The organism is Marinobacter sp. L-46 (assembly GCF_056859535.1).
Map to the genome: position 1 here is coordinate 1 of NZ_JBSXOP010000036.1, position 19,529 is coordinate 19,529.

Genomic DNA, 19,529 nt, shown 5'->3' on the forward strand with positions numbered 1-19,529 from the left:
CTGGTTGTGAAAGAGCATGCAGGTTAGACTCGGACATGGCGTATCATTCCTCTGTTGGTTGTGATCTTGGCGGTGATCAACCAACAGGATACGCCACCCCTTCAGCCTGCTTCCATACACCAGAAATCACCATAACTCGCGCGGGCCTGCCGGTTCCGCAACTCTGCACAGAATAATCAGACAGATAAGCCTCCCGAATCAGGTTCGGAGCATTTACATCCGGCGTGGAGTCGTAGTGCAGTAACCACTGGAACCCGGCGTCTGCCGTCACATTGCCCGAACCGGCCAGCGCCGGATCCAGGAATGCATAGCGCAGGAGGCGATTGACCTTTACCTCAGCACCGTCTGTTGAAAGCGTCCGGGTATCGTATTCCAGTGCCAGATTGGTGAACGTTGCCGGCTGTGGCTCGTAACCGGAAAACAAATAGCTCTGGATTGCTGTCACCAAAAAGTTTTCCTGATTGGTTTCAGTGTCAACCAGGTCGCACTCAACGACCCCTCCCTGCCATTCCACAACTTCCAACGGCTCCTCATCTTTGGTGACCGCGTAACCCGCAAACAGCTTAACGCTACTATCGGGATCCCCCCCGGTTAGCCGGTAGACCGTTCCCGCGTCCGCACCAGCGCCACCGACTGTCGCAACAAGCTCCGAGATTGCACCGTCCTGCTCACTCCAGCTATAGCTAACCTCCGCTCCGGCTCCAAGCTCGGTGGACGCCGGTTCGATGCCCCTGGCTGCATGGCAAAGTGTCGACGTCTGGAATTCGATCGCCCCTCCATCCCAGTCAAAGGTCAGAGTTTCATCCACTGCCTGGTCGGGATCGTTTTCAGGATTGAACGCATCCCAACCCGCTGGCGCTAGGGATACCGAGGGCAGCCACTGGGTAGAAAGCCTGCCCATATAACCACCAGCTTCAATCAGCCGGGCCAGTTCCGGCATCGACAGCGCCAGGCAGCCATTCGCCGCAATTTTAGCCAGCCGCCCGTCTTCACCGTACTCAAACTCAAGCCCGGTTGAGGCAACCAGGTCATCCGGTGCCACTGGCAGCTCACTACTTTCCGCACGAGCAAAGACCTGCTGCCCCGTCAGCACCAGCGGATCGGTGATACTGACGGTGACATCCGGCAGTTCCAGAGTATCGATCGCCACGCTGGAGTAGTCATCGCCAGCCGCCTGATCTACGGCCGTAATTACGGCCGGAGCGTGCCGCAACAGGGAAGTGCCCAGAAGCCGGGCCTCTTCCGGGCTCAGGCTAAGCTCTGCGCCCGCCCTGTTGGGCATGCTGCTTGCCACCTGCTGCGTCATAAACTTCACCAGTGCCCGGGCATAGGCATGGGCCCGGGCATCCTGCCCACGAATATAATCCGCAGTCACGTTGATGCCAGCCAGGCTCTCACCCAGATCGCCCCCGGGCATCAATTCCAATGCCGTCTGGTAACGGGCCAGGGTGGTCAGCGGCGTTACATTGCGGACACCGGGATTAGCCGACAAAACATAGCCCACGGCTATGGCCTGATCCCCCACTTCGGTCTGCTCAACCGTGGTTCCGGGAATAGCGGCTGCGAACAGCGGGTAGTCCCGTGGATCAAGCGGTCGGCCTTCCTGGGGTGACAACTGCAAAGCGGCAAGGTCCAGGCTGAACGCGCCATCCTGACCACTCATGGCCATGGGTTCTCCGCCTTCGATAACCGCAGAATTGCCATTATCCAGCTCTACAGTGAACGACTCCGCGGTGTACTTTCCATCACCGTTCACATCCAGCCACACCCGGGCATTCTTCAGATAGCCATCAATCACCCGCCCCTGATACGGCGCCGGTTCGCTGTAGTTCACGCCATCGAAATCGCGGCCATCTACGGGCAGTTGGTCGGATTCTTCGCCACAACCGGCGATGGCAAGGGTAAGCAGGGGAACGGAGAGAGCAGTCAGGCGTTTCATCGCGGCAACCGGTTATCCTTGTTAGAGGTTGTGCCGCTACTTTAGGGGATGTACCGCCGGGAGACCTTGACAGGCTTGGCAAATTGTAAAGTTTGGTAAAGCACTGGCCCCGCACGGTGTCGGGGCCAGTCGGGTCAAAACCCTCAGAATGAACGAGCCACGATTTCCTTCATGATTTCGTTGGTGCCGGCATAGATGCGCTGCACCCGCGAATCGGCCCAGGCCCTGGCAATGGGGTATTCCCACATATAGCCATAGCCGCCGTGCAGCTGCACGCATTCATCCATCACCTTGCACTGCAGGTCTGTGGTGTGCTGCTTGAGCATGGCCGCAGTGGGGATATCCAGCTTCTTGTCCAGATGCAGTTCAAGGCAGCGGTCAGTGAACACCCGGGCCGCCGTGATTTCAGCTTTCAGCTCCGCCAGCTTGAAACGGGTGTTCTGGAACGCGATAACCGGTTTATCGAAGGCTTTGCGCTCTTTCACGTAGTCCAGGGTCCACTGCCAGGCTGCTTCGGCAGCGGCTACGGCAGTCAGAGCCACTTGCAGGCGCTCCGCCGGCAACTCCTGCATCAGCTGGAAGAAGCCCTGCCCTTCCATGCTGCCCAACAGATTATCGGCCGGCACTTTTACATCCTGGAAGAACAGCTCGGAGGTGTCCTGGGCCTTCATGCCCACCTTGTTCAGGTTCTGGCCTTTCTCGAAACCTTCCCAGGCGGTTTCCACCAGCAACAGGCTGGTGCCCTTGGCGCCTTCCTTGGGATCGGTCTTGGCCACAACGATCACCAGGTCCGCCAGCTGGCCGTTGGTAATAAACGTTTTGGAGCCATTGAGATTGTAGTGGTCGCCCTGGCGAATGGCGGTGGTCTTTACGCCCTGCAGGTCAGAACCGGCGCCCGGCTCGGTCATGGCGATGGCGGTAATCATTTCACCGGAGGCCATTTTCGGCAGGTACTTCTGCTTCTGCTCTTCCGAGCCGTAGTTCAGGATGTAAGGCGCCACAATATCGGAGTGCAGTCCCCAGCCAATGCCGGACAAACCGGCCCGGGAGATTTCTTCCATAATCACCGCCGAGTAGCGGAAATCGGCCCCTACGCCGCCGTACTCTTCCGGCAGCATCGGGCACAGGAAGCCCAGCTCGCCCGCCTTTCGCCAGAGCTCGCGGCTGACCTGGCCATCCTTTTCCCATTGCTCGTGATAAGGCGCGGCTTCCTGTTCCAGGAACTTGCGAACGGAATCGCGAAAGCCTTCAAGATCGGCGTCGAACAGAGTACGTGGAATCATGCTGAACCTCGGTGAACGGGTTGGTTTATCGTTGTGTTCAGCAAGTCTGTGGCGGGGCGGGTTTTGGCTCAATGGTGAAAACCATCAATCGCTTTGGCCAAAACCAACGTCCCGGGAAGGGTCAATCTGTTTTCTTTGCACCCCAGCGCGGGACCAGGGTTTGCGGCAGGTCCAGGTGGTCAAGAATCCGGGCCACCATGAAGTCCACCAGGTCATCCAGGGATTGAGGGTTGTGATAGAACCCCGGACTGGCCGGCATGATCACCGCCCCCATGCGGGTGAGCTTGAGCATGTTCTCCAGGTGCACTTCGGAATACGGGGTTTCACGCAGCACCAGGATCAGCTTGCGGCGTTCTTTCAGCGCCACATCGCCGGCCCGCTCGATCAGGTTGTTGCTGGCACCGGTGGCCAGGGCCGACAGGGTGCCGGTGCTGCAGGGGCAGATTACCAAAGGCGCTTTCTCGCCGGAGCCCGAGGCCGGCGGGGAAAACCACTCCTCCCGGCCGAACACCTGTACCTGCCCGGCTTCGGCGCCCGCGTATGCAGACAGCGCCTCCGCCATGGCCGGGGTGGAACCCGGCAAACGGAAATCAGTTTCGGTAGCAATCACCACCTGGGCCGCCTTGCTGATCATCACGTTCACCCGGCAACCGTTCGCTACCAGGCACTGCAGCAGGCGCAGTCCGTATTGGGCCCCGGACGCGCCGGTAAATGCCAGGTTAATTACCGGTGATGTTTCAGCCACGACGCTTCTCCAGTTCGGCGACCAGTTTGCGGTGAATACCACCGAAGCCACCGTTACTCATGATCACAATGTGGCAGGTTTCCGGCAGCTGGTCCACGGCCCGGGCAATCAGGGCATCGACCGACTCTTCCACGCCATGGTGGTCCAGCTCGCCGTGCTCGGCACGCCAGCCGTTCACCAGTTCCGGCAGCCAGCTCATCTCGCTCAGGTTACCCCAGAGTACACGGTCTGCTGCCGCGGCACTGGGAATCAGGGTCTGCTGGTGTACACCCTGTTTCATGGTGTTGGAACGGGGCTCGATAATGGCAAGAATCGGCTCGTCCCCCACCTGGCTGCGCAAGCCCTCAAGGGTCAGGGCAATGGCCGTCGGGTGATGGGCAAAGTCGTCATACACCCGCACACCACCAACCTCGCCCACCAGCTCCATCCGCCGCTTAACACCGGAGAACCGGCACAAGGCGGCCACGGCATGGTCCGGCGTTACACCCACATGGCGGGCAGCGGCAATGGCTGACAGCGCATTACGCACGTTGTGCATACCCGTCAGTTTCCACTTCAGGGTAGCCACCGGCTGCTCGTGGTGGATGACCATAAAGCGGCTGCCGTCTTCTGCCAGCAGCTCCGCGCGCCAGTCTGCGGTGCGGCTGATCTCGCTGCCGATGGCGGTATCCTGCACCGGGCTCCAGCAGCCCATTTCCAGCGCATTGTCCAGGTGCTGGTCCAGGGCCGGACGAATGATCAGCCCCTGGGACGGAACAGTGCGCACCAGGTGGTGGAACTGGCGCTCGATGGCTTCCACGTTCTCGAAAATATCGGCGTGGTCGTATTCCAGGTTGTTCAGGATCAGGGTGTTCGGGCGGTAATGGATAAACTTGGAGCGCTTGTCGAAGAACGCGCTGTCGTATTCATCGGCCTCGATGACAAAGAAGTCGCTGCTGCCCAGGCGCGCGGACACCGGGAAATCCTGGGGCACGCCGCCCACCAGGTAGCCGGCATCAAACCCGGCCTGGTCCAAAATCCACAGCAGCATGGCGGTGGTGGTGGTTTTGCCGTGGGTGCCGGCCACCGCCATCACCCAGCGATGGCGCAGGACTTCCCGGGCCAGCCACTCGGGGCCGGACATGTAATCGATGCGCCGGTTCAGAACAGCTTCCACCTCCGGGTTGCCCCGGGACATGGCATTACCGATCAGCACCAGGTCCGGCTTCGGCTCCAGGTTCTCCACCCGGTAGCCTTCCATTAACGAGATACCCTGGGCCTCCAGCTGGGTGCTCATGGGCGGGTATACCCCCTGGTCGGAGCCGGTCACAGTGTGCCCCAGTTCCCGGGCGATGACCGCCAGGCTGCCCATGAAAGTGCCGCAGATTCCCAGGATGTGTATGTGCATTAAGGTAAGGCCTCCGGTTTGAAACCTGCCAAGCCTCTACCATACTTTCTGCGGGGTCAAGGGCACGGTATATGCTCATGAAACTTCCACCTGATTCGCGTATGATTTGCGCCATCATTGAACCAGCAGGAGGCTTTAGCCCGAGATGGCTATCAAGAATGCATTTTATGCCCAGTCTGGCGGGGTTACCGCCGTTATTAACGCCAGTGCCTGTGGCGTTATTCAGACCGCCCGCCAGCACCCGGACAAGATCGGCAAGGTGTTTGCCGGCCGCAACGGCATTATCGGCGCCCTGAAAGAAGAGCTGATTGATACCAGCCTGGAGTCAGATGACGCCATCCAGGCGCTGATTCATACCCCGGGCGGCGCTTTCGGTTCCTGCCGCTACAAGCTGAAGAACCTGTCTGAGAACCAGCGCGAGTACGAGCGCCTGATCGAAGTGTTCCGTGCCCACGACATCGGCTACTTCTTCTATAACGGTGGCGGCGATTCCCAGGATACCGCCTACAAGGTATCCCAGCTGGCCGACAAGATGGGATATCCGATCACCTGCATCGGTGTACCCAAAACTGTCGACAACGACCTGCCGTTCACTGACTGCTGCCCCGGCTTTGGTTCTGTCGCCAAGTACATTGCCACCTCTACCCTGGAAGCCAGCCTGGACATCAAGTCTATGTGCGAAACCTCCACCAAGGTGTTCATCCTGGAAGTGATGGGCCGGCACGCGGGCTGGATTGCCGCTTCCGGCGGCCTGGCTGGCCAGGGTGAAGGCGAACCACCCCACATCATCCTGTTCCCGGAAATCCCGTTCAACCGGGAGAAGTTCCTGGAGCGCGTAGACCAGTGCGTGAAAGATTACGGCTACTGCGTGGTGGTTGCCTCGGAAGGTGCCCAGTACGAAGACGGCCGGTTCGTAGCCGACGCTGGCGCCAAGGATGCCTTCGGCCACACCCAGCTGGGCGGTGTTGCACCGGCCCTGGCCAACATGGTGAAGCAGGCCCTGGGCCACAAGTACCACTGGGCCGTTGCCGATTACCTGCAGCGCGCAGCGCGGCACATTGCCTCCGCTACCGACGTAGAACAGGCCTACTCCGTGGGAAAGGCTGCCGTGGAAATGGCGCTGAACGGCAAACAGGCATTGATGCCCACCATCGTGCGGGACCAGGCCAAGCCTTACCGCTGGAGCATTGGCCAGGCTAACCTGAGCGAGGTGGCTAACCAGGAAAAGAAAATGCCCATCCACTATATTACGGATGACGGCTTCGGCATTACCGAGGAGTGCCGTGACTACCTGCAGCCGCTGATCGAGGGCGAGAGCTTCCCGCCGTTCGAGAACGGCCTGCCCAAGGTGGCCAAGCTGAAAAACCAACTGGCCGAGAAAAAGCTGAAAACAGAGTTCACCCTGTAACAGCTATCGCCAGAAACACAAAGGCCCGGCTTTTTACAGCCGGGCCTTTGTGTTTCCGGAAGACGGAAAATGGCGTCAGGCGGGCTGCCTGCGCACGTAGGCGGAGAAATCGTCGTAGCCGCCAACGTATTCGTCACCCACCAGAATCTGCGGCACGGTATACACCGGGCGGCCAATCCTGTCGGCAACGTCCTGCTTGCTCAGCCCTTTCTCGATCATGTCGACCCACACGTAGGGCATGTTCCGGGACTCGCACAAGTTCTTTGCCGCTACGCAGAACGGGCAGCTCATGCGACCGTAGATGGTAACCTGCTCCATAAAACCTCCTCGGGAAATAAAGGAAAACCAAAACCTGAAAGTTGGGCAAATAATGACAGCTCGTCCGGGGATTGGAAATTGGCACTTACCATTACAGCCATAGTACTTTACGATTCAGCCATGGAGACGCCATGGCCTACCTGACCCTTTTCCTGACCGCCTTCGCGGCCGCTACCCTGCTGCCAGCCTACTCGGAGATCCTGGTGGGCACCCTGGTGAACCAGGATTACGCCCTGTTCTGGATCTGGTTCTGGGCCACCGCCGGCAATACCCTGGGCTCGGTGGTGAATGGCATCATTGGCCGGCAGGTAGACAGGTTCAAACACAAACGCTGGTTTCCGGTCAGCGAACTGCAACTGCACAAGGCCCGCAACCGGTTCAACCGCTACGGGCAGTGGTCTTTGCTGCTCGGCTGGCTGCCGATCGGGGGTGACGCGCTCACACTGGTGGGCGGCATTATGCGGGTGCCCTGGCTCAACTTTGTAGTGCTGGTAGCCATCGGCAAGGGCTTGCGCTACGCCTTTGTGATTTGGGTGGTACTGGAAGCGTCCGGGTTGGTCGGATCCTCACCGTAAAGGTAACGGCGCAACAGTGGTTCACCATTAAACTCGGAGTGCATCACCGCCACAAAGGTGTACACACCAATCAGCTTCCGGTTCAGGAACACGAACTCCTTGGGCGGTACCCGGAAGTAACGGCTGATGGCCGAGCGGGCTGCCTGCCGGGCCACCCGGGATGGCAGGTCGCTCTGTTTCCAGCGGTACTGGCCGTGGCTGTTCACCGCATAGTCCGGCCACTGGCCCTGGTCCCGGGCCAGGGGCTCCAGCACCGACATGCAAACCTGTCCGAACTTTTCCAGCACTTCCCGGGGCCAGTCGTAGCTCATAAAGCGCAGCTTCACGCCGCCCTCGATCACCTGTTCCAGGTCGTCTTCATAGGACGCCCGGATCATCTGGATGACCGGGTCCAGAAACTCCCGGGAATAGCTTTGTACCGCACCGAAATCGAGCAGCACAATGCGATCATAATCCGGCTCCTCCCCGGCTTCACCGGCAATACGGATCCGGTAATTGCCGAAGTTGGGATCGGTCTGGATTTCGCCCCAGACAAACAGCTCCCGGAAAAACAGCTCAAGGGCCGCCTTGCCCAGGGCGCTCCGGCGCTCCAGGGACAGCTCCCGCACTTCCTGGGAGCCTACGGAATGGCCGTGTTCATAGGTTGAGGCGATGATGTGATCGGTGGAATATTCCGGCAGCACCCGGGGCACGATAAACCGGGGATCGTCCGCCAGCATCTGGCGGAATTTTTCCGTGGTGCGGGCTTCCAGCCGGTAGTCCACCTCCCGGTGCATCATCTGCCGGACTTCTTCGAGCCAGTCATTGAATTCGGGGCCAAAGCTCACCAGCCTGGCCACTTTCAATAACTGGGCCACGGCGTTGAGGTCGCTGTCTACAGCATCAGCCACGCCGGGGTACTGAACCTTCAGCACCAGCTCCAGGCCATCGCTGCGGCGCACGGCACGGTGCACCTGCCCCAGCGAGGCAGCGCCTATGGGTTCCGGGTCTACCTCCAGCTCTGCCAGCCGGTCCGCACCGATTTCCGCCTTCAGCACCCGTTCAATGGCAGGCCACTCCAGGGACGTGGTCTGGTCTTCCAGGGTATGCAGGGCTTCAGTCACTTCTTCCGGCAGAAAGTGCTCGCCGTACAGCGCCATCACCTGGCCGATCTTGACCACACTGCCCTTCAGGCGGCCAAGCTCATCTACCAGGAACCGGGCCTGGCTGGACAGCATGGCCTTGTGCCTTTGCTCACGGGTGTCTTTGCTGCTGAACCAGTTGGTAGCCATGTGGGAAGCCATGCGGGTTCCGGCAAAGAGACCGGCCTTGGTCAGCGACAGCCGACGCTCAAAACTACCGGTCTTGATGCGTGAGACGGATTTTCCGGAGCGCCTTTCTGTCATGAACGACCTGTCTTTGTCTGGGAATTTGCTGCTTTTCCGATACTTCCATGCATTATACGGATCCTGCCCCGATACAAGCTAACCGATTCGTCGCCGGATTTCCGCTTCCGGGGCCAATGTGCACGAACTTTAACCAGCAATAATCAGTACCCGCTGAAGGTTACGATTCGATACAGTCACAGCACTTAAGTGCCTCTACTATGTACAGACCGGCCACGACTGGCCGCCCTGAAATCTTACACAACAATAATGCCATGACGCAGACACCCCACTCCGCTGCCGATTCCGAGCTGTCTCAGTTTCGGGTTAAAGGCGAAATTCCTGTACCGGCCCTGATCAACTGGCTGAGCGCGGCCGCGGTTCCCATACTGGCCTTCTTCGCCTGGCGCTCGAGCCAGCATGGCGACAACCTGAACGCCAGCGTGCTGCTGGTATTCTCCGGCCTGCTGGCACTCAACCTGCTGGTGTTTCTGGGCTTTCGCCACAAAACCTTGCAGCGTCGGGGCTTCATTTCGCTGATCACCGTGCTGTTCACGTACCTTGCCGTGCACGCGGTGGAAGATGGCTCTGCCATTATCTGGCTGTTTGCCTACCCGCCCATCATCTTTTACATCAGTGAAGCCCGGGTGGGCGTGTTTGCCTGTGCTGGCGGCTGGCTGGCCGTACTGTTTCTGTTCAGCCCCGCCGGCGAATGGCTGTTTGGCGCCACTTACAGCAGCAGTTTCCGGATTTCCCTGGTGATCGTGCTCGCGTTCGAAATGATCACTGGCTATATCCTCGACCAGAGCCGGCGCCGCAGCAAGCTGGGGCTGCTGAAACTGGCGGCGGAGTTCGAATATGCGGCCAAGCACGATGCCCTGACCGGGCTGGCCAACCGCCGCGAAGGCCTGACCCAGCTCGAAGGCGAATACCAGCGCTACCTGCGCAACGGGCGGCCTTTCTCGGTATTACTGATGGACATTGACCTGTTCAAGACCGTGAACGACCAGCATGGCCACCAGGTGGGCGACGAACTGATTATCTTGGTGGCGCGCACGCTGGCATCCGGCTGTCGCAAGATGGATACCATTGCCCGTTGGGGCGGGGAGGAATTCCTGGTGCTGTTACCGGAAACGGCTCTGGCCGAAGCCAGTGCCAGCGCTGAACGGATGCGGGCCGCAGTAGCCAGGCAGTCCGTTCAGACCGAAAGCGGCAAAACCATGGGGGTTACCATCAGTACCGGCGTTGCCAGCATTCGAGGATCGGAATCGATTGACCGGCTGTTGCAGCGGGCCGATGAAGCCCTGTATGCCGCCAAGTCCGGCGGCCGGGACCAGGTGTGCATCGAGGCCAATGCTGCACGCTGAACCGGCTTACCAGCCCTGGCGATGCTCCACCTGCTGGTTGCCCAGCCCGGCTACCAGCTCTTTCACCAGGCGGCGTTCAAGCTCGTATACCGAGGCGCCCTGCTCGAAGTCTTTCACCTGACACATGTTCATGCCGGCATAGCCACAGGGATTGATGCGGGAGAAAGGTTCCATGTCCATATTCACGTTCAGGGCCAGGCCGTGGAAAGAACAGCCCCGGCGCACCCGCAGGCCCAGCGATGCGATCTTGGCCCCGTTCACATAGACACCGGGTGCGTCGGCACGGGGTGCCGCTTCCACACCGGACTGGGCCAGTGTGCGCACAATAGCCTGCTCGATCACATCCACCAGGGCCCGGACACCCAGTTTGCGCCGGGACAGGTCAATCAACAGGTAGATCACCAGCTGGCCCGGGCCGTGGTACGTCACCTGGCCGCCGCGGTCTACCTGGATAACCGGGATATCACCCGGTAACAGGATATGCTCGGCCTTGCCCGCCTGCCCCTGGGTAAACACCCGGGGATGTTCCAGGCACCAGAGTTCGTCGACCGTGGATTCGTCCCGGTTAGCGGTGAAAGTTTTCATCGCCTCCCAGGCTTCCATGTAGGGCTGCTGGCCCAGCGAGCGGACAATCAGGTCTGGCATTTACAGCACCATGTGAACCCGGCCACTGGCTTTGAGGTCCTCAAACAGTGCCTTGAGTTGCTCTTCGCCGGTGGCAACGATTTTCAGCTGCACAGACGAAAACCGGCCCTTGCTGCTGTCGTTTACCGAGATATCTGCCTCGCAGATGCCCGGCGCGTGCTGCTCCACCACTTCCACCACGAATTCCGTGAAATCCGGGGCTGCATTACCGATCACCTTGATCACGTAATCGCAGGGAAATTCAATTTTCGGTGCTTTCGGCTCACTCACGCCGTCTTTCTCCCGGCCAGGGCACACTCTGTGCCTGTGGCTCACTCAAACAGTTGAACAAAAAAGAGCTTGATGGCATCCCAAAGCCGCTTGAACAGCCCGCCTTCCGGCACTTCGGTCAGCGCCAGTACCGGTTCGTCCACCAGGGTTTCGCCATCCAGGATAACCCGAACGCGACCCAGCTCGTCTCCCACATTGATGGGTGCCTTGATCACAGAATCAAGGTCTACGGTAGATTCCAGCTGGTTTCTGGAGCCGCGGGGAATGGTTACGTAAACATCTTCCGGCATACCCACGGAAATCTGGTCAGCCTGGCCACCCCAGACCTTTGCCTGCACCAGCTCCTGGCCGGCACGGAACAAACGCTCGGTTTCGTAGTAACGGAAACCGTAGTTCAGCATTTTCTGAACTTCCTGGGCCCGGGCTTCGGAACTCGAGGTGCCCATTACCGAGGCAATCAGGCGGGTATCGTTACGCTTGGCAGAGGCCACCAGGCAGTAACCGGCTTCTTCGGTGTGGCCGGTCTTCAGGCCATCCACGCTGTCATCCCGCCACAACAGGGCGTTGCGGTTTGGCTGACGGATATTGTTGTAGGTGAAGTGCTTCTCCGCATACAGCGGATAGTTTTCCGGATAGTCCTGGATAATTGCCCGGGCCAGAAGGGCCAGGTCGTAGGCGGTCGAAAAATGATCCGGGGCCGGCAAGCCGGTGGCATTCTGGAAGTTGGTGTTCGTCATACCCAGCAATTGCGCCTGCTGGTTCATGATATCCACGAACGCACCCTCACTACCGGCAATAAATTCGGCCAGGGCCACGGAGGCATCGTTACCAGACTGGATGATCACGCCTTTCAGCAGGTTTTCCACGGATACCGTGGTGCCTTCCTGTACGAAGGTCCTGGAACCCTCGGTACGCCAGGCTTTCACACTGATGGGCACCATGTCAGACATGGAAATCCGGCCTTCGTCCAGCTCACGCTCAACGATGTAAGCCGTCATCATCTTGGTCAGGCTGGCCGGGGGCAAACGCTCGTTGCTGTTGTTCTCCATGATCACACGGCCGCTCAGGGGGTCCATCAGAACCCAGGAGCTGCCGGCAATGGCCGGAGGAGAAGGAATCAGGACCGACTGGGACTGGGCCGAAGCCGTCCCTGCGGTTACAAACAGAGCAAATGCCAGTAGAAAAATTCGGGTAAACATTTTGAAAGCCATGGGTTGTGTCATTCGTCGTCAGATGTTGGTCTTATGTGTGCCGGCGGCAACTCAGTGCGAATCCGTCAGGACTATGGGCTGGCCGAAACCCCGGGATTCCAGCAGGTTCCGGGCATAGCGGGCTTCGTCTTCATTCGGGAACGGGCCCACCTGTACACGGTGGAAACGTCCCGAGCCGGTGCTCACTTCACGCAATCGTGCCGGAGTCTCCGTTGCTTCCCGGGCCCTGGCCAGCAGGGCTTCGGCCGGGTCCCGACTGCTGAAGGCACCCAGCTGCACAAACAACGCCTGTCCCGATGCTGCCGGCGCAGAGGCAGGTTCTGAGGCTACCTGCACCGGTGCCTGGACCTTGCCAGTGGGCTCAAATGGCTCGCCCGCCAGGAACATGGCGCCATCCGGACGAACCGTGATAGCGGCCACTTCCACCCGGGCTGTGCCGCGGGCGTGATAATCCAGCTTCTTGGCTGCCGCATAGGACAGATCAATCAGGCGGTCGCCGTGAAACGGGCCACGATCATTCACCCGGACAATCACCGACCGGCCATTGTCCAGGTTGGTCACCCGGGCATATCCCGGTATGCGCAAAGACTTGTGGGCGGCCGACATGGCGTACATGTCGAAGGTCTCGCCATTGGACGTTTTGTGGCCGTGGAATTTCTCACCATACCAGCTGGCTGTACCCCGGGCCACATAACCGTCATTGCTGTCGATCACCCGGTAACTCTTGCCCCACACGGTGTACGGGGATTTGTTACCGGCCCGGCGAGGCTCCTCGTAACGGGGCACCGCGTCGGTCAGGCCGCTGATATCGTAGTCACCGGAGGGGCCACGATCCTGCTTTATGGTATAGCGCGAGGAATGATCGGTTTCCGGAGCCGGAGTGCTGGCACAGCCAGACACCAGAACCAGTGTGATCAACCCCGGCAGCCAATGTTTCGGAACCTGCAGCATATCAGCGCCTACCCCTGTATTGTCTCGGTTAGTCAGTCATTACTGACCGGCAACATTGTAACGGGTTCCAGGCGTGATTCACCATTACCGGCCGGCCATTATTGCCAGCCCGGCTACGCCGAGATCATCCGGCGGTGGGTGTGAATCGACATCAGCACACCGAAGGCCGCCATCAGGGTGACCCCGGACGTGCCCCCGTAACTGATCAGGGGCAGCGGAACACCAACCACTGGCAGCAGCCCGCTGACCATTCCCACGTTCACAAAGATGTAGATGAAGAAGGTCATGGTCAGGGCGCCCGCCAGCAAACGGCTGAAGGAGTCCTGAGCGGTTACGGAAATATAGAGACAGCGCAGGATAATCAGGAAATACACCGCCATCAGCAGCATCATGCCGACAAAGCCGAATTCCTCGGCAAGCACCGCCACAATAAAGTCGGTATGGCTTTCCGGGAGGAATTCCAGGTGCGACTGGGTGCCCTGGAGCCAGCCCTTGCCATCCATCCCGCCGGAGCCGATGGCGGTTTTCGACTGGATAATGTTCCACCCCGCCCCCAGGGGATCACTTTGCGGGTCAAGCAGGGTCAGCACCCGTTGCTTCTGATAGTCCCGCATCACGTAGAACCACATCAGCGGCGCGGAAACCGCCACCATGCCGAAAAAGGCCGTAATGAGCTTCCAGCTGATGCCGGCAAAGAACACCACGAAGATACCTGCCATACCCACCAGCAGCGAAGTACCCAGGTCAGGCTGCTGGATGATCAGGAACATGGGCAACAGAACAATCACCAGGCCAACCACAATCCGCGAAAACGTGGGTGGCAGGTAATAGCGGGACAAATACCAGGCCGCCATCATCGGTACCACCAGTTTCATCAGCTCCGAAGGCTGGAAACGGGGCAGCCCGGGTAGCGCCAGCCAGCGCTGGGCACCCTTGGCACCAACACCCACCAGCAACACCGCCACCAACCCGGCCAGGCCAGCCAGGTACAGCCAGGGAGCCCAGCGCCGGAATATTGCAGGGTCCAGCTGGGCAAACACAAACATCACTACAAAGGCCACGCCCAACCGGATCATCTGGCCCTCAACCACGGCAAAGTTCCGGTCTGCACCGCTGTACAACACAAACAGGCCTCCACCCACCAGCAGCAACAATAACGCCAGCAAGATTGGATCCAGGTGTAACGTTGACCAGATGCTTCTGGGCCGGCCCAGAGCGCCCGATTCCTGGCTGTTCAACAGCTTTCCGAGTGCCATCAGCCCTCACCTCCGGTTTCAGCCTGGCCCACCACCTGGGCCGCCTCTGCCGCAGGGAATTCCTCCAGCCACGCATCAAACAGCCCGCGGGCAACCGGTGCCGCGACACTGCTGCCGCCACCGCCATTCTCGACAATGATGGCAACGGCGATTTTCGGATCGTCTGTGGGGGCAAAGCCGACAAACAGCGCGTGGTCCCGCAGGCGCTCGCGGATCTCCTCGGCATCGTATTCTTCATCTTCACCCAGGCTGAACACCTGGGCGGTACCGGTTTTACCCGCCATCCGGTAGCTGGCACCCCTGGCGGCACCACGAGCCGTGCCGCGGGTTCCGTGCATAACTTCTTCCATGGTATCCACCACGTATTCCCAATCGTCAGGATTCTTGAGATCCAGGGGCTTATGGGTGGATGCCGGCAGGAACTCTTCCACCGGGCGGTCACCACGGATATCTTTCAGCAGGCGCGGTTCTACCCACTCACCCCGGTTGGCAATCAGGGCCGTGGCGGTCGCCAGTTGCAGGGGTGTAGCCAGGAAAAAGCCCTGGCCGATACTCATATTGACGGAATCCCCCGGATACCAGGGTTCACTGCGGACCGCCCGCTTCCAGTCCCGGGACGGCAGCAGACCACTGAGGGCCCCGGCGACGTCGAGGGTGGCGTCTTCACCAAACCCGAAGCGGGACAGGTAGTCGTACATCACGTCGACACCCATTTCGACGCCTATCTGATAAAAATACACATCGCAGGACTCCGCCACGGAATCCATCAGGTCTACCCAGCCATGCCCGGTTCGTTTCCAGTCCCGGTAGCGTCGACCGCTTTCCTTGAGCTGGAAATAGCCCGGGTCCCAGATGGTTCGCTCGCGGGTGGTTACGCCACTGTCCAGGGCAGCCACGGCCATCATGGGCTTGATGGTGGAGCCGGGGGGATACTGGCCACGCAGGGCCCGGTTGAACAGGGGCTTGTCGATGCTTTCACTCAGATCCCGGTAGTCTTTAACACTGATACCGGTCACAAACTTGTTGGCATCGAAGCCGGGCACGCTGGCCAGAGCCAGGATGCCGCCGGTGGCGGGCTCGATCGCAATGATGGCGCCACGCCGGCCTTCCAGCAATTCGTGGGCCTTGCGTTGCAGGCGCAAATCCAGGTGCAGCTGCAGGTCTTCCCCGGGTACCGGGTTTTCCCGTTCCAGCACCCGGAGTATCCGCCCCCGGGCATTGGTTTCTACGTGCTGGTACCCCACCTTGCCGTGCAACACTTTTTCATAGAATCGCTCCACACCGGATTTGCCGATGTAGTTGGTGCCGGCGTAATTCACCGGATCAATGCGCTGCAGTTCATTCCGGTTAATACGGCCGACATAGCCCAGGGCATGGGCGGTCAACTCACTGTGAGGGTAATAGCGAACCAGTTCGGCCTTGACCTCGACACCGGGGAACCGGTGCCGGTGTACCGCCATCCGGGCGATTTCCTCTTCGTTCAGGTCGTAACTCAGGGGGATTTCCTGGAACGGGCGGCGCGGTTCATTCAGCCGGCGCTGGAAGCGTTCAATGTCTTCATCGGAAATACTCAGGATTTCCGTCAGCCGGGCCAGGGTTTCATCCATGCTGCCAATCCGCTCGGGCACCAGGGTCAGGCTGAACACCGGCCGGTTTTCCGCCAGCAGCAGGTTATTGCGGTCGTAAACCAGCCCTCTGGGAGGCGGGACCGACTGCACCTGCACCCGGTTCTTGTCAGACAGCGTGGTATAGATTTCATGCTCGACGATCTGTAACTGGTACATCCGCGCCAGCAAACCACCCAACGCAAGCATAACCAGCACCAGCATAACCAGTGCCCGGCGCTGGAACAGTCGGCGCTCTGCTACGGTGTCCTTGAATTCGCCCCAGGCCATTGGCAGCCCTATGCCCGGTGGTAGGGGTGGTTACGGGTGATGGACCAGGCCCGGTACAGTTGTTCGGCCAGGACGATACGCACCAGCGGGTGCGGCAGGGTAAGGGGGGAAAGTGACCATTGCTGGTCGGCACGGTTGCGGCAGGCGTCAGCCAAGCCATCGGGGCCGCCCACCAGAAAGCAGACATCCTGGCCATCCTGCTGCCAGTTTTCCAGCTGGCTCGCCAGTTTCTCGGTGGACCAGGGCCGGCCACCCACTTCCAGCGCAATCACGCGGTCACGCTGACCCACTGCCGACAGGATGGCGTCGCTTTCACGCTGCATCAACCGGGGAATATCCGGATTCTTGCCGCGATGGGCCATGGGGATTTCAGTCAGTTCGAGGGGCAACTCCGGAGGCATCCGGCGGGCGTAGTCGTTGTACCCCGCACTGACCCAGTCGGGCATTTTCTGCCCGACACAGATCAGACGCAGGCGCATGGTTACTCGCTGCCCGCTGCACCAAGGTCCGGAGCATCACGCCAGAAGCGCTCCAGATCGTAGAATTCGCGGGTAGCAGGCATCATCACGTGAACCACCACATCGCCCAGATCTACCAGAATCCAGTCACTACCGGCACCGCCTTCAACATTGTTGGCGCGCACACCCTGCTCCTTGGCTTCGATAACCACGGAATCGGCAAGGGATTTGATGTGACGGTTGGAAGTACCCGATGCGAGAACCATAAAGTCGGTCACGCTGGTGCGATCACGGACATCAATCACGCTGATATCCTGTGCCTTGACCTCTTCAAGAGCGTTTACGACCAGATCTTTCAGTTGTTCTGCCTGCATAATTACCCTGTTTTCCGGGCTCTGGCCGGAGCGGCCGCCCGATAAGTGATATTCAGCCGCGATTGTAGCATCAAAGCCGGCTGTGGATAACTCCTAAAAACCGTCGGCGCTGCCGGAACCATAAAGGCCCAGTGCCTGCACTCTCTGCCACACGGCATCGGGCATCAGGTATCGGGGAGAACGGCCGGTTGCAATGCGCTCCCGAATGCCGGTTGCCGAGATGTCCAGCAGCGGCGGATCCAGCTCCAGTACCCGGCCAGCCGGGCTCTCCCGCAAACTGGCCGCACCGGCAGCGCGCCGGCCCGCAAGCAAGTGTGCCGCACCACTGTTTTCAGGCAGCTCAGCGCCGGGCCTGCGTACCACCACAATGTGCGCCAGTTCGGGAATCTGCTGCCAGTCCTGCCAGCGGTCAAAGCCGGCAAAGGAATCAGTACCCACGACCATGACCAGGGGCGCCTCCGCACCCAGTTCCTGCCGGAGCTGGCGCAAAGTGTCTGCGGTATAAGAGGCACCGGCCCGCTGAAGTTCACGGTCATCCACCCGCAGGCGTTCTTCGCCGGCAATGGCCAGGCGGATCAGCTCGAGCCGCTGGGCAGAGGTCGCCCCCGTGTCGCCCCGGTGGGGAGGAATATGACAGGGCACCAGGTGAACCCGATCCACCGCCAGGGCATCGGATACCTCCAGCGCCAGCCGGAGATGTCCGTGGTGGATGGGGTCAAAGGTGCCACCGTAGATTACATGCATGGCATCAGGCCCGGATGTGGCCGTCGCCGAATACCACGTATTTCTGGGAAGTCAGGCCTTCCAGGCCAACCGGGCCACGGGCGTGGATCTTGTCGGTGGAAATGCCGATTTCAGCCCCCAGGCCATATTCGAAACCGTCCGCAAAGCGGGTGGAAGCGTTGACCATCACCGAGCTGGAGTCCACCTCGGTCAGGAACCGGCGGGCCCGGGTGTAGTTCTCGGTGATGATGCTGTCGGTATGCTGGGAGCTGTACCGGTTGATGTGCTCGATGGCGCCATCCAGGCCGTCGACCACTCGCACCGCAAGAATCGGCGCCAGGTACTCTTCGTGCCAGTCGTCCTCGGTGGCGGCACTGATGCCTTCAAGAATCGCGCAGGTACGCTCACAGCCCCGCAACTCCACACCCTTTGCGGCAAATTCGGCCGCCAGCAGGGGCAACATATCGTCTGCCACCTCCTGGTCCACCAACAGGGTTTCCATGGTGTTGCAGGTGCCGTAACGGTGGGTCTTGGCGTTGACCGCAACCTTCAAGGCTTTTTCAGGGTCGGCATGGCTGTCGATGTACACGTGGCACACGCCGTCCAGGTGCTTGATCACCGGCACCCGCGCGTCCCGGCTGATGCGCTCGATCAGGCCCTTGCCACCCCGGGGCACAATCACATCCACGTACTGGGGCATGGTGATCAGCTCGCCCACCGCGGCGCGGTCCGTGGTTTTCACCACCTGCACAGCGGTTTCCGGCAGCCCGGCGGCCGCCAGGCCGGTGGCCAGGCATTCGGCAATCGCCTGGTTGGAATGGATGGCCTCGGAGCCACCGCGCAGAATGGTGGCATTGCCGGACTTCAGGCAAAGGCTGGCCGCCTCCACCGTCACATTCGGCCGGGATTCGTAGATGATGCCGATAACGCCCAGCGGAACGCGCATCTTGCCCACCTGGATACCGGAGGGGCGATAGGTCATATCGGTGATTTCGCCCACCGGGTCCGGCAGGGTTGCCACCTGGCGCAGGCCTTCAATCATGGTGTCGATACGGGCCGGCGTCAGCTCAAGGCGGTCCAGCATGGCTTCGTCCAGGCCATTGGCCCGGCCGTTTTCCAGGTCCTTGCGGTTAGCCTCTGCCAGTGCCTGGCGCGCCGCATCCAGCGCTTCCGCTGTCGCCAGCAGGGCCTGGTTGCGCACTGCGGTTGCCGAACGGGCGACTTCTCTTGAGGCGACCCTGGCCTGCTGGCCAAGCTCCGCCATATAGGCTGCAACATCCATCGATATACCTTTTATTCTGCTAGCTGATTCCAAAACCGGGCGGTTACTTTACCTTTCCCGTTTCAAGTCCGCACCCCA

At 60.2% G+C, this 19,529-nt stretch carries 19 protein-coding genes; 3 read left to right on the top strand and 16 right to left on the bottom strand.

Going from position 1 to position 19,529, the window contains the following annotated elements; translation table 11 throughout:
* Positions 1–76 precede the first annotated feature (76 nt).
* From AC13DJ_RS02940 to mpl, 4 genes are all read right to left on the bottom strand, one after another.
* On the bottom strand, positions 77–1,939 hold the full coding sequence (locus AC13DJ_RS02940; protein WP_482933868.1) for a hypothetical protein: 1,863 nt from the start codon (positions 1,937–1,939) through the stop codon (positions 77–79).
* Between the two features lie 143 nt (positions 1,940–2,082).
* On the bottom strand, positions 2,083–3,222 hold the full coding sequence (locus AC13DJ_RS02945; RefSeq protein ID WP_482933869.1) for an acyl-CoA dehydrogenase family protein: 1,140 nt from the start codon (positions 3,220–3,222) through the stop codon (positions 2,083–2,085).
* A 121-nt stretch (positions 3,223–3,343) separates the two neighbouring features.
* On the bottom strand, positions 3,344–3,967 hold the full coding sequence (locus AC13DJ_RS02950) for a flavin prenyltransferase UbiX (RefSeq protein ID WP_482933870.1): 624 nt from the start codon (positions 3,965–3,967) through the stop codon (positions 3,344–3,346).
* Positions 3,960–5,354 (bottom strand): UDP-N-acetylmuramate:L-alanyl-gamma-D-glutamyl-meso-diaminopimelate ligase, encoded by a 1,395-nt coding sequence (gene mpl, locus AC13DJ_RS02955; protein WP_482933871.1) that lies wholly within the window; start codon positions 5,352–5,354, stop codon positions 3,960–3,962. Before mpl ends, AC13DJ_RS02950 begins: the two co-directional genes overlap by 8 nt.
* 145 nt (positions 5,355–5,499) lie before the next feature.
* On the opposite strand from mpl, the gene AC13DJ_RS02960 reads away from it, so the two are divergent.
* Positions 5,500–6,762, top strand: a complete 1,263-nt coding sequence (locus tag AC13DJ_RS02960) for a 6-phosphofructokinase (RefSeq protein WP_022990265.1) — start codon at positions 5,500–5,502, stop codon at positions 6,760–6,762.
* 75 nt (positions 6,763–6,837) lie between these two features.
* Here AC13DJ_RS02960 and AC13DJ_RS02965 read toward each other — a convergent pair whose 3' ends face one another.
* Complete coding sequence (locus AC13DJ_RS02965; protein WP_094624604.1) at positions 6,838–7,080, bottom strand: GrxA family glutaredoxin; 243 nt, start codon at positions 7,078–7,080, stop codon at positions 6,838–6,840.
* A gap of 131 nt (positions 7,081–7,211) precedes the next feature.
* Between AC13DJ_RS02965 and AC13DJ_RS02970 the strand changes: the two genes are divergently transcribed.
* Positions 7,212–7,655: a YqaA family protein gene (locus AC13DJ_RS02970; protein WP_058340378.1), complete on the top strand. Its 444-nt coding sequence runs from the start codon at positions 7,212–7,214 to the stop codon at positions 7,653–7,655.
* Here the strand turns inward: AC13DJ_RS02970 and AC13DJ_RS02975 are convergent.
* Positions 7,595–9,040 (bottom strand): ABC1 kinase family protein, encoded by a 1,446-nt coding sequence (locus tag AC13DJ_RS02975; protein ID WP_094624603.1) that lies wholly within the window; start codon positions 9,038–9,040, stop codon positions 7,595–7,597. The two genes, AC13DJ_RS02970 and AC13DJ_RS02975, sit on opposite strands and share 61 nt — an antisense overlap.
* 254 nt (positions 9,041–9,294) lie before the next feature.
* Here AC13DJ_RS02975 and AC13DJ_RS02980 point away from each other — a divergent pair, with 254 nt between their 5' ends.
* Positions 9,295–10,386: a GGDEF domain-containing protein gene (locus AC13DJ_RS02980; RefSeq protein WP_482933872.1), complete on the top strand. Its 1,092-nt coding sequence runs from the start codon at positions 9,295–9,297 to the stop codon at positions 10,384–10,386.
* A gap of 6 nt (positions 10,387–10,392) precedes the next feature.
* On the opposite strand, the gene lipB is transcribed toward AC13DJ_RS02980, so the two are convergent.
* The 10 genes from lipB to AC13DJ_RS03030 form a co-directional block, all read right to left on the bottom strand.
* Positions 10,393–11,031, bottom strand: a complete 639-nt coding sequence (lipB, locus tag AC13DJ_RS02985; RefSeq protein WP_022988727.1) for a lipoyl(octanoyl) transferase LipB — start codon at positions 11,029–11,031, stop codon at positions 10,393–10,395.
* On the bottom strand, positions 11,032–11,301 hold the full coding sequence (locus AC13DJ_RS02990; RefSeq protein WP_036219349.1) for an HP0495 family protein: 270 nt from the start codon (positions 11,299–11,301) through the stop codon (positions 11,032–11,034). It abuts the gene before it with no gap.
* A 41-nt stretch (positions 11,302–11,342) separates the two neighbouring features.
* On the bottom strand, positions 11,343–12,524 hold the full coding sequence (locus tag AC13DJ_RS02995; protein WP_058340382.1) for a D-alanyl-D-alanine carboxypeptidase family protein: 1,182 nt from the start codon (positions 12,522–12,524) through the stop codon (positions 11,343–11,345).
* Between the two features lie 39 nt (positions 12,525–12,563).
* The gene (locus AC13DJ_RS03000) at positions 12,564–13,463 is read right to left on the bottom strand and encodes a septal ring lytic transglycosylase RlpA family protein (protein ID WP_058340383.1); all 900 of its coding nucleotides are present in this window, start codon (positions 13,461–13,463) and stop codon (positions 12,564–12,566) included.
* 113 nt (positions 13,464–13,576) lie between these two features.
* Positions 13,577–14,719, bottom strand: a complete 1,143-nt coding sequence (rodA, locus tag AC13DJ_RS03005) for a rod shape-determining protein RodA (protein ID WP_476130066.1) — start codon at positions 14,717–14,719, stop codon at positions 13,577–13,579.
* On the bottom strand, positions 14,719–16,614 hold the full coding sequence (mrdA, locus tag AC13DJ_RS03010) for a penicillin-binding protein 2 (protein ID WP_273134131.1): 1,896 nt from the start codon (positions 16,612–16,614) through the stop codon (positions 14,719–14,721). The genes rodA and mrdA overlap by 1 nt, the downstream gene beginning before the upstream one ends.
* An 8-nt stretch (positions 16,615–16,622) precedes the next feature.
* Positions 16,623–17,093: a 23S rRNA (pseudouridine(1915)-N(3))-methyltransferase RlmH gene (rlmH, locus tag AC13DJ_RS03015; RefSeq protein ID WP_022988721.1), complete on the bottom strand. Its 471-nt coding sequence runs from the start codon at positions 17,091–17,093 to the stop codon at positions 16,623–16,625.
* A gap of 2 nt (positions 17,094–17,095) precedes the next feature.
* Entirely contained in the window at positions 17,096–17,446 is a 351-nt protein-coding gene (gene rsfS, locus AC13DJ_RS03020; RefSeq protein ID WP_022988720.1) for a ribosome silencing factor, read from the bottom strand.
* Between the two features lie 93 nt (positions 17,447–17,539).
* Positions 17,540–18,190: a nicotinate-nucleotide adenylyltransferase gene (gene nadD, locus AC13DJ_RS03025; protein WP_482933873.1), complete on the bottom strand. Its 651-nt coding sequence runs from the start codon at positions 18,188–18,190 to the stop codon at positions 17,540–17,542.
* Between the two features lie 4 nt (positions 18,191–18,194).
* Complete coding sequence (locus AC13DJ_RS03030) at positions 18,195–19,451, bottom strand: glutamate-5-semialdehyde dehydrogenase (RefSeq protein ID WP_199456190.1); 1,257 nt, start codon at positions 19,449–19,451, stop codon at positions 18,195–18,197.
* Positions 19,452–19,529 lie beyond the last annotated feature (78 nt).